We start from the raw sequence: 12,361 nt of genomic DNA, 5'->3' as shown, positions 1-12,361 counted from the left end.
ATATTTGCTCTTATAAACAGTAAACAGGTCACTTTGAGCTCAATAAGTAGGATAAAAAAATGAAAAAGTGGCTCTGTATTATTTGTGGCCTGATCTACGATGAAGCTGAAGGTTGGCCAGCAGATGGAATTTTACCTGGCACTCGATGGGAAGATGTACCTGAGGATTGGGTATGCCCTGATTGCCTTGTTGGTAAAGCTGATTTTGAAATGATGGAGTTAAGCGACGATGAAAATACGCTTGTATCAGCCCAAGCTATTGCGGCTGAACCTGACGAGATAGCACCACTGAGCGCACCTATCGTTATTGTTGGCAGTGGACACAGTGGTTATCAAGTTGCAGCTGCATTACGTAGACAATCAAAAACAGTCGATATTACAGTATTTACAGCTGATGATGGTGCTTTATACAGTAAGCCTGCGTTGTCTAACTCATTTGCACAAGCTAAGAAAACAGCTGACTTACAAAGCGAGGCGGCCCTTGATTGGGAAAGTAGACTCAATATTCGTGTTTACCCATTTTCGCGTGTTGAACACATAAACCGTGAAACGAAAACCCTTTTGACCAGTATTGGCGAGTACCAATATGGGCGTTTAGTGCTCGCTACTGGGGCAACAGCCATTGAAGTCCCTATTTCAGGAGATTGCAGTAAGGTATTTAGCGTAAACGACTTGATGGATCATGATCGATTTACACGCCACCTTGATGGGAAAAAGCGCGTTGCAATTTTAGGTGATGGTTTAATTGGTTGTGAATTTGCAAATGACTTAATTGCTAGCGGCTACCAAGTTTCTGTCATTGGATTAGGTCAATGGCCTATGTCACGCTTAATCCCACATACTTTAGGTGAAGCTTTACAACATAAACTATCAGAGTTAGGTGTCCAATGGTTTCTTCAAAACAGTATTAGTCATATAGAGCAAAACAACGATACGGGCTCAATTGTTAAACTAAGTGGTGGCGAAGAGCTCGAGGTTGATATTGTACTGTCTGCGGTCGGTTTAAAACCCAACACACACTTAGCAGAGCAAGCAGGACTTGATGTTGAGCGAGGCATAATCGTGAATGATTATGGCCAAACCAGCGATGAAGCTATTTTTTCTTTAGGGGATTGTGCTCAAACATCACAAGGTTGGCAACCTTATATAGCCCCAATTAATCAAATGCTCCCAGCATTAGTTAATAGCTTATTAGGTAAATTTGAAAAAGCTGAGTTTGTCGCGTCACCCGTGTTAGTAAAAACACCTGTCATGCCTTTATCGCTGTACCCTGTTGCTGCACAGGCGCAAGGACAATGGCATATTAAGCAGCAAGAGGGGGAGTTTACTGCCGTGTTTAATTGTGCAGAGGATAAAGTATTAGGCTTTGCTTTACTAGGTAAGCAGGTGCAATCGACACGCAATTATTGGCTTGGACAGATTGATTCACCAACACATGCTGTAACGGAGTAGCAAATGATTAATCTACCACATGATGATAATACTTGCGGCTGGTATCACACGCTAGTACCTCAAACTGAAAAGCCGAGCTTAAAGGGCGCTCAAAGTGCCGATTATGTTGTTTTGGGGGCAGGTTTCGCTGGACTTGCTATGGCAAGGCGTTTGGCTGAACTTGAACCCAATGCTCGTATTGCTCTAATTGATGCGCAACAAGTTGGTCAAGGCGCATCAGGGCGCAATTCTGGATTTGTAATCGATTTGCCACATAAATTTTCATTAGAGCATCCAGATCCTGCACATAAACAAAGGCTATTGTCGTTAAATCGTGCTGCAATTAAGCAGCTGTCATCTTTAATTGATAAACACAATATTGATTGTCAATGGTCCGCCGCCGGAAAATACCAAGGTGCAGTAGGGCCGCGAGGTGAAGCTTATTTAGACCATTTTGAGCATTTAATGACAGACCTAGGCGAGCCATTTGAACATGTTGATAGTAATCAACTAGCTAAAGTACTGGGCACAGATTACTACAGCCGTGCTATTTATACCCCCGGCGGTTATTTAGTTCAACCTGCTGCGTTGGCTTGTGGGCTTGCAGCGAGTCTACCAAGCAATGTTGAAGTACTTGAAAATTCGCCTATCCAACGTTTAACAAAAGAGCAGGGATCTTGGCAGTTACACGGAGAAAATGGCAGTATTAAAACAGCAAAGCTGTTATTAGGCACCAGTATTTTCACCCGCGAGTTTGGTTTTTTAAAGAACCGGCTATTACCCGTGATGACCTTTGCGAGCTGGACCCGACCATTAACCGATCATGAAATGCACCACTACAGCGGGACGCTTGATTGGGGGCTCACACCTGCTGACCATGCTGGCACAACTTTGAGAATGACCGCTGATCGACGCATTTTAATTCGCAATACCTATAAACACGTTACGAAATATGGCAACAGCATTAACGATAAAGTGCGTGCAGACATTCAGAGCGAACATCGCAAAGTTTTTCTCGCTAGGTATCCCCAATTAGCTCATGTACCTTTCACTCATACGTGGGGAGGGAGCTATGCTATTTCACGAAATTTCACCAATTTTTTTGGCGAACTCGATGATGGGGTCTACGCTAGTGCTTGTGATAACGGTGTGGGTGTAGCTTGGGGAACAATATCAGGTAGCTTACTGGCCGATTACGTCGTCGGCGCAACATCAAATGCGTTGAGCGATATACAAAAAGTAACTGGCATGCCGAGCTTAAATCCACCTGAACCATTCTTAGGTTTTGGGGTGAAAAGCCGGATCAAGCTGGCGAAATGGCAAAGCAGGAGTGAAATATGAAACAGGTAAAATTAGTCGATAGCAAACTACTTAGCTTCAATGTACGGGGTGACAACCCGGGCATGGCTTATGTCGCTCGCGCGCTAAGCACTGAAATATCACCTCATATTGGTGTAGGCTTTGCTAAGTGGGAGGGCGCAGAGGTTGCATGGACTGTGCTCTACGATGAGGTTATTTTTGTGATTGAAGGTTGTTTTGAGCTCACTGCGGATGGCGTAACCCATCATGTATATCCGGGTCAAATGCTTTGGATACCCGAAGGAACCGAGTTGGTTTACGGTGGCTATGCACTATTTGGGTATGTAGTGCACCCTGGAAACTGGAAGGAACTTCACGGTATCGTCTAAAGCCAATAACGTTAAATTTAGTTCCCAAGCCCTTAATTCAACCCGCCGTTAAGGGCTTTTTTAATCGTTTGTCGCAATTGCATTAACAGCTTAAAGTTCAGTTGTCGGCAACAAAGACGACGTAACTTAATAGGAATGTAATCATGAAATTTTCACTTATCAAATCTATCGCACTTGGCTCACTTTTAACTTGTTCAGCAGCTGCTATGGCTGGTGGTAGTGACTATAAATTAATGGTTATTGAGCAAGCAACCGCTTCACAGCCACTCGAAGCGTCATTTAATAGCTGCGTATCAAATGTTAAGTTAAAAAATTACGCGCAAGCAGAGGCTATTTGTACACAAGCCATTGCACTATTGAAAGAAAGCGACGGTCCAAAATTTAAAGTACGTCAGTTAACTTCTTTTGCATTAAGTAACCGTGGCGTGTCACGCATTATGGCTAAAAACGACACTGCTGGTTTATCTGATTTATATGAAGCTGCACAAATCTCTAATAGCAAATTGGTATCGCATAACCTAAATCGCGCTAAAGAGAATTTATCTTTGTAATAATTTTAAAGTAAATAGTTGAAAACCACGTCTTGTACGTGGTTTTTTGCTTTATGAGAGATCATAAATGAGCAAAGTTTAATTGCCCGATCTAAATGTGTGTTTACTTAATAGAACACTTGTATTGGCTAATTGTACTGAGCTTGGGAAGCTTGGGCAGTGAGTTTTAGTTTACTTGGTTGTTAAATACTAGATTTTGTTTTCTTTGTCTTGCATGTTCATCCGTTGCGACAACTTGATTCCTACCCTGAGATTTTGCAATGTACAATCGTTTATCAGCCAGTTCGAGTAACCCTTTGATTGATTGGGTGTTAGCATCTTTACACGCTACACCAATGCTTACCGATAAATTAATTGTGTTGCCTTTATATTTTAAGGTGTGTTCGCGGATTACGTCGCACAGCTTTTGTGCCGTATAAGATGCTTGAGACAAGGATTGCTCTGGTAGTACTAACGCAAACTCTTCTCCGCCGATCCTGGCAGCAATATCATAGTCATTTAATTGGCTGAGGATATGTTGCGCTATCCATTTGATTGCCATATCACCTGTGCTATGACCAAATTGGTCGTTAACACTTTTGAAGTGGTCAATATCTATCATTACAACCGCTAAATTTTGATCATGCGTTTTAACATGCCGACTTATTTTCTCTCCATCTAATAAAAAACCTCTACGATTTAGTAATCCTGTTAACGTATCTCGATTTACTAAACGTTGTAACTTAGCTTCTATATCAGCAAACAGCACAAACGGCATGACTAACGCAGTTGCGGTGGCTAAAAATAAGTGGTTAATTAAAATTACTTGTAATGGTTGGGTAAAGTTTAGGGCTATTGTGGTCATTAGTTGCATGCCCAGCAATACTACCTGAATGAACATGATGACACTGTGCAGCACAAAAAATACAAGGAGCATATTTTTTTGCGCTGTTGCATTAGTGTGCATTTTATATACTGTATTAGCAGCAACTAAGAATAAGCATGCAATGATAAAACTTGTTAGTAATTGTCCTGCAGTGACATCGTAAATTGGCATCAATACGAGTGCACTGCCACCGAGTATAATTTTGAAGGAGGCATACGAATTACTTTGCATTGAGGTTACTTGTTTTAAACCAGCAATAGCAAATAATGGGCTGGCTATAATAAATAAGTCAGCGAGGTAATGTGTGATAAATGGGTTTTCAATGATCACTCTTAAACAGGCAAGTACTTCTGCTGTGGCAAAGGCACCACACGCGAGTGCAAAATACATATAACACGTTTGTTTTTTGCATAGGTACACAGACAAGAAAAAGCAGCTTATAAGAATGTTTAAAAATAAAGATATGCCAACTACTGTAGGTAAGTGAAGCATTTTAAGCTGCTCTATGGTTATGTTTAGTACGTAATGTAAGTATTATGGATTAGTCTCGTTATGGCAAGTTAATACCAAATGATTAATGTAAAATACTAATATAGTCTTGCTTTTATTAGGGTAAGAGTAAGTTATTGTTTTTTAAACACAGAGACTATTGATAGTTATATGGTGAAAGCGCGGCACATTCACCATAAAGACCCATAACACATTAAATTTATTAGGCTTAGTTATCCAGTAATGATTCTAATGCAGGGTGTAAATCAGGGTATTGAAACTCAAAACCTGCATCCAATAGCTTACTAGGTATAACGTATTGACCAAAAATAAGTAAGTCAGCCATTTCACCCATCGCTAAATTAAGGACCCATGCAGGCATTGGAAAAATTGCAGGCCGGTGTAATAATTTCGCCAGTGATTTACTAAAAGCACGATTACTCTGAGGTATAGGGGCTGTTGCATTTATAGCACCGGTTAAGTGCTGATTATTCATAACAAATTCAATAAGCGATACCATATCATTAATGTGTATCCACGACATCCCTTGTTCACCACTTGCTACTGGACCACCTAAACCAAGTTTAAAAGGAGGCAGCATCTTTTGCAGCGCGCCACCATTTGTAGACAACACGATACCCGTTCGTATTAAACAAACCCGAGTTGAGTCTGTCTCAGCATTACGTGCAGCGCTTTCCCAATCGTTGCATAGTGTGTGACTAAACTCTTGATGTACTTTGGTAAACTGCTCATCAATATGTTGAGTTTCCTGGCGGCCGTAATAACCAATAGCGCTTCCAGAGATAAAGGTGTGGGGTGGATTAGAACTTGATTTAATCGCCGCTGCTATCTCTTGGGTCAATTCAATACGGCTGTTCCTGATGATTTCTTTTTGTTTATCGCTCCAGCGCTTGTTAACAATAGGCTCGCCCGCAAGGTTAATCACACAGTCAAGCGTGTTAAAATCGATATCGCAAAGTGCATTTATAAAGTCTATTTGTCCGCTAAGTTTTTGTTTTGCTTTATCACTGTCTCGCGTTAAGACAGTGAGAGAATGGGTTTTGACTAATTGTGCGCATAGTTGTGTGCCAATTAATCCGGTAGCCCCTGTTATCAATATTTTCATCAATACGTCTCAACATTTGGTTATTTGTACTTAATACGAAGTAAAGCGCCTATTGATCACTTTGCAAATATTTCATTTACTTAACTTTTCAAATACACTAGTGATAATTCCCATTTTAAAGGATTGTCACTTGACTGGACTAACAGGCGCTAATAAAAGCTTAGTGGTATTTGCTGCTTTGGTAATCGGACTAGCAGGTATTAAAGCTGCAAGTGTTATTGTGATCCCATTTGTTTTAGCTGTTTTTATTGCAATTATTTGTAATCCATTATTGTGTTTCTTTGCTCGTTATAAGATCCCTAAAGGGATTGCTATCATGCTTATAATGCTGATGGTAGTCGGTATTGGAATGAGCCTAGCTGGTTTAGTAGGACAGTCTCTAACTGATTTCTCAAAGGATTTACCAGAGTATAAATCGAAGTTGCAAACGGAGTTTGTTTGGTTGGTAGACTTGGCCGGTCGATACAATATATTGATAAATAAAGAGCAATTAATCTCAATGTTTGATCCAGGCAAGATGATTGATGTTGCTACTAACATGCTAGCCGGCCTTGGTGGTGTTATGGCTAATTTGTTCTTAATTATTCTAACGGTTGTATTTATGTTGTTTGAAGCGCCATTGCTCGGTCAAAAAATACATTCTGCGTTAGATGACCCTGATATGAAAATTAAGCAGATAGACCGTTTCCTTAATTCAATTAACTCTTATTTAGCAATCAAAACACTCGTGAGTTTGGGAACAGGTGTTCTCGCATCTGTATTACTTTGGGTTTTGAATGTTGATTACTTTGTGCTATGGGGAGTAATGGCATTTATGTTTAATTATATCCCAAATATTGGCTCAATCATCGCAGCTTTGCCAGCGGTGTTACTCGCTCTAATTACCCAAGGCCCACTTGTTGCGGCTTTGGTTGGTGCTGGGTATCTAACGATAAATACAGTGATGGGTAACATTGTTGAGCCTAGATACATGGGTAAGGGCTTAGGCTTATCGACATTGGTTGTATTCTTGTCGTTAATATTTTGGGGATGGTTACTAGGCACTGTCGGTATGTTGCTGTCAGTTCCACTGACAATGATCGTTAAAATTGCTCTTGAGACGAGTGAAGAAGGTCGTTGGTTAGCTACTTTATTAGGTAATGGCGAAAAGCTAGAAGAGCAAAGTTAACTCCTATACCCAAACTACCTCACTATGCGAGCGTTGTTTGGGTATATATTTTAGCAAAACTTTTGACAGCCATGTTTTTAATAACATGGCTTTTTTATTTTAAAGGCTGTTTTAGAACGTCAATATATTGATCAAGTATACGGATTTCACACAGTTTATAGACAATGGCAGCGTTGGTTGCATTGGGCATTTTATGAAGGTAGCGCCAGCGGCAGCTGTCTTCTAAAAAGCGGTTTTGGCTTTTTACGCTCCGATTAAAAATGGGTAATAATTGCGTATTTCCCGTGTCTTCTTGTACTTTACTTAAGTCTAACCTTAATTTGTTTAACCATATTTGTTGGTTGCGTTGTAATAGCGCAATTTCTTTATCTAAGCATTGTATATACTTTTTAGAGTCACTCGGTGTAGGTCTTTCAACGAGTGTGCATTCATTTGCTATTGCAGATGTACTTAAAAGAATACTTAGCGTAGTTACATAAATGTTCAAGCGTTTATTTTTTGCCATTGTAGTTAAACTCTAATGTGAATTTCGCGCCACCAAGTAGCTCTGAGTCAGAAATAGTAAGTAAACCATGATACGATTTTACAAGGTCTGAAACGATAGCCATACCCACACCATGACCACTTTCATATGTATCTAAACGCGTACCTCTAGTGAGTAACGATTCTCTTTTATTTTCTGGTACGCCTGGGCCGTCATCGCTAATAATTATACTTAACGATTTGCTTTGTATCACTTGAATATCAACTTGGGAGCGACAGGCTTTACAGGCATTATCAATTAAATTACCCAATAATTCGAGTAAGTCAGTTTTATCACCTAAAAAGTAATCCTTGTCTGATACCGCACTATTAAAAATAATGTCTTTTTCACGGTATACTTTGCTCATCGCACTTAAGATTGAATCGAGAACAGGCTTAATGGCTGTTTGTTTTTTCCACGTGTCTGATGCACCAGTTGCAGCGCGTTTTAACTGGTGCTCGATCATCACATTTATACGATCCAGCTGCTCTTGGGCATCTGCGTCATTGGCCAAAGGGCTAGATTTTAAAACAGCTAACGGTGTTTTGAGCGCGTGTGCTAAATCGCTTAAAGAGGCGCGGTAGCGTTCTTTTTGGCGTTGCTGCGATTCAAGTAGTAAGTTCAAATCGGATTTTATAGTCTGCAATTCAACAGGGTAGAGGCCTTTTATTTGTTGAATATCACCAGATTCTACGGCTTTAATTTCTTTGTCCAAACGTTGTAATGGGCGTGCGCTCCAAACAAAACCAATAGCCATTAACCCTGCAATTGCCACCCCCATGACATACATCCAATTAACCAAGGTTTGCTTAAAGCCATCCATTAAGCGCAGCAGTGCGTCATTTCGCTTCAACAGAATAAAGCGAGCATGTTCAGATTGATCGATGTTATTTAAGATAACGGTTAAACTTAATTGCCAATAAATGGTGTTTTTGTATTCAACGCGTCTAAAGTCAGCGGCGCCAGCTTTGGTTTCAATATAGTGTGGGACAATATTTACATTAACAGCTGATTCAGAGTGCCATACAGGTTGGTCATCACGATAAATCATTGCGTATGTGTCGGAGTTTAGCCTGTTAAGCTCAGGTGCCAAAATGGTGCTTGGCATAACAATACCGCGCTCGGTAAAGTCGACTTCAGAAATAAGAGAGTATAGGTGCGCTTCAAGTGTTTTTTCTGTTGCCTCGACCAATGAAGCATAATAGGCCTTGCCGATTGAGAAAAACAAAATTGGTAACGCAACTAATAAAACAAAGACAAGGATAAATCCTTGCCTTACCTTTAATGGGATTTGTGATGCTACCACTGACTTTTAAGCCTATAGCCACGCCCTCGTAGCGTTTCTACAGGATTAAGGGTGCCATCTGGGTCAAGTTTCTTACGAAGTCTTAATACAAATACTTCGATAACATTTGAATCTAAATCAAAATCTTGATCATAAATATGCTCAGTTAACTCAGATTTAGAGATTACCTTTTGTGGGTTAACCATCAAATATTCAAGAACTTTATATTCGTATGCTGTAAGGCTTAGCTCTTTATCATCAACCCACACTTGTTGAGAACGTGTGTGAATTTTGATTGGGCCAGCAGTCATCTCTGGATTGGCTTTACCTGCGCTTCGGCGGATCAGCGCATTACAGCGAGCTATTAATTCTTCAACATGAAAAGGTTTGGTAAGATAATCATCAGCACCAGCGTCCAAACCTTCTACCTTATCTTGCCAGCGGTCACGCGCGGTTAAGATTAAAATAGGGATGGTCACACCTTGGGCTCGCGCTTTGTTGATGAGCTCAATACCATCGATTTTAGGTAATCCTAAATCAACAACAGCCATATCAAGAGGGTACTCTGTAATATGAAACAAACCAGCTTCACCATCATGGCAAAGATCAACACTATAACGTTCTTTTTCTAAGGCATTACGTAAGTTGTCTGCTAAGTGTAAATCATCTTCTATTACTAAAATTCTCATCAATTTAATCCTTTTTCACTTCGCCAGTTTTTTTATTAACGTGTATATCGACAACATGGCCATTATTTTTAAGTATTCTTACGGTGTAAATGTCATTCTGGTCAGTGATTTTTAGGGTCTTGCCATCTTCAAGGCTTTTTGCAATATCAACAGCTTGTTTTTTAGTAATCGCCTCTTTTTTTATGGCATCTTGTGCATAACTGTAGTTTGAATGAACAAAACACAGCAATGAAAGAGAAACTATACTGAAAGCCAAAAATACAGTGCGCATCACGGGAACTCCTAAACCAGACCCTATTAGTTTAATGAACCAAGTAACTAAAACTCAAGTAAAACTATAAAATAGTGTAATTATTTAAGCTCATAGTAGTTAATAATCAGTGAACCAACACTGAACTTATCGTCCATAGCTGAGGCCTGGTGACCTTTACGGATTAAAATTTGATCAAACTAGGGGCAATTAAATCGTGCCGCGGAATTTATAACCTAGTGGGCTAAGTAACAGCCCAGTAGAGCTTTCGCGTATAGCTAATGCATCTTGCATAAATACTAAACAAGCTGCTGCAATTTAACCTTGTGAAATCAACAAGCCCTAGAATGCTTTATTTGGGAAACACTTTTTTGAAAGGTTTCACTACAGAGTTATCATATACGCCGCCAGTCACATATGGATCAGTTGCAGCCCATTCACGAGCTGCTTCAAGAGAGCTAAATTCAGCTACAACCAGAGAGCCTGTAAAGCCCGCATCTGCAGGATCATCACTATCAATTGCAGGTAAAGGGCCTGCACTGAACAATCTACCTTGTTCATCTAGCGCTTCTAATCGTGCTAAATGAGCTGGCCTTGCCGCTTTTCTCATTTCTAAACTATTTTCAACGTCTGTTGAGTAAATCATGTACAACATGTTGTGTACTCTATATTTTTTGTAGATGGATATTTTTTATATTAGCACAGAGAATTTAATGGGCGAAGGATTTAGGTTTACAGTAATAGATTACTTTTGATCTTAATCTGCTTGAAAAGCCCAGTACAACACTGGTAGAGTCGATGGGATAGCACACAATAATAATAAGGTTTTTTAATGAGCGATAATCGCGAGCATTTTAGCTCTCGCCTCGGTTTTATATTAGCGGCTGCAGGCTCTGCAGTGGGTATTGGTAATTTAGTTGGTTTTCCTGTCTCAGCAACAAAAAATGGGGGAGGTGCGTTTTTACTTATTTATGCACTGTTTGTCATTTTTATTTGTTTGCCAGTGATGATGGCTGAAATGGCAATGGGCCGAAAAGCGCAAAAGGATCCTCTTCATGCGTATAAGTTACTTTCAAATAATGATAAGAAATGGACCTTTGCGGGTTTCTTAGCCGTCCTAACGCCTTTTATGATTGCCGTTTTTTATATGGTGATTACAGTATGGATATTTGGCTACTTGAGTCAGGTCGCCGTGGGTAATTTAGATAAATTAGCAGATCCGACGAGTTTTGGTGTTTTTATAAATAGCAGCAGTGTATTTGGTTACATGGCAGTGGTTGCAATCATCGTTAACTTAATACTGGTTGGTGGTGTAAAGGAAGGCATAGAGAAAGCAGCGAAGTTTCTAATGCCGGCACTCTTTGTACTGTTAACAGCGCTGGTTATATACGTATTAACACTAGATAATGCAATGGCGGGTGTTAAATATTATATTATTCCAGACTTTTCTAAGATGGACGCCAGTGTTTTAAATGGTGCATTAGCGCAAGCGTTTTTCTCATTATCACTTGGTATGGGTATATTGATGACATACGCATCCTATATCTCTAAAAAAGATGACATCGTTGGCAGTGCGAAAATGGTCGCAATTACGGACTCCCTTGTTGCCTTTATTGCTGGTTTAATGGTTTTGCCTGCAATCTTTAGTTTTAATCCTAATACAGATCCGACGAAACTTTCAGATTCGTCAGTTTCGATGATTTTTGAGTTCTTACCTAAAATATTGCTAGCGCTTCAGTCTGATATTGGCTATGTAGGTGCGTCGATTGTTGCGTTTATCTTCTTTTTATTAGTGTTTTTCGCTGCAATCACCTCTTTAGTGTCAATCGTTGAAGTACCGACTGCTACATTATGTGAGAAAAAGGGCATCAGCCGAAAGGTAGCGCTGCTAATTTTATCTGGCACGGTGGGTGTTTTAACGGTGTTATGCACTATGTCTTTTGGCATGGTTGATTGGCTGACTTCATTTGTAACCTATGGAGAAAGCTCAAAGAGTATGTTTGATGTTGTATATGATGTGTTTTACGACACTATTTTACCGCTAAATGGTTTAATGGTTTGTCTGTTTGTTATGTATCGCTGGAAAAAAGCAGGGTTGAGTGAGGAGTTAAGTCAAGGTTGTCCGACCTATGAGGGGAGCTTTACACAGAAATACGTTAACTTTTCGCTTTCTACATTTATCCCAGTGATTTTAGTGCTTATATTTGTCAACACGGTTGCCACGAAGTTTTTCGCAATCAGTATTTTTGGCTTTTAATAGCTAAAAATCACAAGGTTTAAAACGCGCTTTAATGAAG

General features: G+C 39.9%; 13 protein-coding genes and 1 pseudogene. 7 read left to right on the top strand and 7 right to left on the bottom strand.

Annotated features, from left to right (window positions below; genetic code table 11):
• Nucleotides 1-59 precede the first annotated feature (59 nt).
• The 5 genes and pseudogenes from CSC79_RS20220 to CSC79_RS10100 all read left to right on the top strand — a co-directional run.
• Nucleotides 60-224 (top strand): annotated as a pseudogene (locus tag CSC79_RS20220) (rubredoxin); the annotation flags it as partial.
• On the top strand, nucleotides 210-1,451 hold the full coding sequence (locus tag CSC79_RS10115) for an FAD-dependent oxidoreductase (RefSeq protein WP_343255929.1): 1,242 nt from the start codon (nucleotides 210-212) through the stop codon (nucleotides 1,449-1,451). The pseudogene CSC79_RS20220 and the gene CSC79_RS10115, both read left to right, overlap by 15 nt.
• Nucleotides 1,452-1,454: 3 nt before the next feature.
• On the top strand, nucleotides 1,455-2,771 hold the full coding sequence (locus tag CSC79_RS10110; RefSeq protein WP_099295688.1) for an FAD-binding oxidoreductase: 1,317 nt from the start codon (nucleotides 1,455-1,457) through the stop codon (nucleotides 2,769-2,771).
• Complete coding sequence (locus tag CSC79_RS10105; protein WP_099295687.1) at nucleotides 2,768-3,118, top strand: ethanolamine utilization protein EutQ; 351 nt, start codon at nucleotides 2,768-2,770, stop codon at nucleotides 3,116-3,118. Before CSC79_RS10110 ends, CSC79_RS10105 begins: the two co-directional genes overlap by 4 nt.
• A 143-nt stretch (nucleotides 3,119-3,261) precedes the next feature.
• The gene (locus CSC79_RS10100) at nucleotides 3,262-3,669 is read left to right on the top strand and encodes a hypothetical protein (protein ID WP_099295686.1); all 408 of its coding nucleotides are present in this window, start codon (nucleotides 3,262-3,264) and stop codon (nucleotides 3,667-3,669) included.
• Nucleotides 3,670-3,835: 166 nt separating this feature from the next.
• On the opposite strand, the gene CSC79_RS10095 is transcribed toward CSC79_RS10100, so the two are convergent.
• Nucleotides 3,836-4,924, bottom strand: coding sequence for a GGDEF domain-containing protein (locus tag CSC79_RS10095; protein ID WP_180270412.1), 1,089 nt, complete (start codon nucleotides 4,922-4,924; stop codon nucleotides 3,836-3,838).
• Nucleotides 4,925-5,252: 328 nt separating this feature from the next.
• Nucleotides 5,253-6,149 (bottom strand): TIGR01777 family oxidoreductase, encoded by an 897-nt coding sequence (locus tag CSC79_RS10090; RefSeq protein ID WP_099295684.1) that lies wholly within the window; start codon nucleotides 6,147-6,149, stop codon nucleotides 5,253-5,255.
• Nucleotides 6,150-6,279: 130 nt separating this feature from the next.
• On the opposite strand from CSC79_RS10090, the gene CSC79_RS10085 reads away from it, so the two are divergent.
• On the top strand, nucleotides 6,280-7,317 hold the full coding sequence (locus CSC79_RS10085; RefSeq protein ID WP_099295683.1) for an AI-2E family transporter: 1,038 nt from the start codon (nucleotides 6,280-6,282) through the stop codon (nucleotides 7,315-7,317).
• Between the two features lie 94 nt (nucleotides 7,318-7,411).
• Here CSC79_RS10085 and CSC79_RS10080 read toward each other — a convergent pair whose 3' ends face one another.
• From CSC79_RS10080 to CSC79_RS10060, 5 genes are all read right to left on the bottom strand, one after another.
• Nucleotides 7,412-7,822, bottom strand: a complete 411-nt coding sequence (locus tag CSC79_RS10080) for a hypothetical protein (RefSeq protein ID WP_099295682.1) — start codon at nucleotides 7,820-7,822, stop codon at nucleotides 7,412-7,414.
• Nucleotides 7,809-9,146 carry an ATP-binding protein gene (locus CSC79_RS10075; protein ID WP_099295681.1) on the bottom strand — a complete coding sequence of 446 codons (1,338 nt, stop codon included), beginning with the start codon at nucleotides 9,144-9,146 and terminating at the stop codon, nucleotides 7,809-7,811. The genes CSC79_RS10080 and CSC79_RS10075 overlap by 14 nt, the downstream gene beginning before the upstream one ends.
• The gene (locus CSC79_RS10070) at nucleotides 9,140-9,814 is read right to left on the bottom strand and encodes a response regulator transcription factor (protein ID WP_087531813.1); all 675 of its coding nucleotides are present in this window, start codon (nucleotides 9,812-9,814) and stop codon (nucleotides 9,140-9,142) included. The genes CSC79_RS10075 and CSC79_RS10070 overlap by 7 nt, the downstream gene beginning before the upstream one ends.
• A 4-nt stretch (nucleotides 9,815-9,818) precedes the next feature.
• Entirely contained in the window at nucleotides 9,819-10,085 is a 267-nt protein-coding gene (locus CSC79_RS10065; RefSeq protein ID WP_099295680.1) for a PepSY domain-containing protein, read from the bottom strand.
• 331 nt (nucleotides 10,086-10,416) lie between these two features.
• On the bottom strand, nucleotides 10,417-10,719 hold the full coding sequence (locus CSC79_RS10060; protein WP_099295679.1) for a YciI family protein: 303 nt from the start codon (nucleotides 10,717-10,719) through the stop codon (nucleotides 10,417-10,419).
• 177 nt (nucleotides 10,720-10,896) lie between these two features.
• Here CSC79_RS10060 and CSC79_RS10055 point away from each other — a divergent pair, with 177 nt between their 5' ends.
• On the top strand, nucleotides 10,897-12,321 hold the full coding sequence (locus tag CSC79_RS10055; protein ID WP_099295678.1) for a sodium-dependent transporter: 1,425 nt from the start codon (nucleotides 10,897-10,899) through the stop codon (nucleotides 12,319-12,321).
• Nucleotides 12,322-12,361 lie beyond the last annotated feature (40 nt).

This window comes from Pseudoalteromonas sp. 3D05 (genome assembly GCF_002723455.1).
Taxonomy (GTDB): Bacteria; Pseudomonadota; Gammaproteobacteria; order Enterobacterales; family Alteromonadaceae; genus Pseudoalteromonas.
The sequence above is the reverse complement of the archived record's forward strand: the minus strand, read 5'-3'. Positions and strand labels throughout refer to the sequence as shown.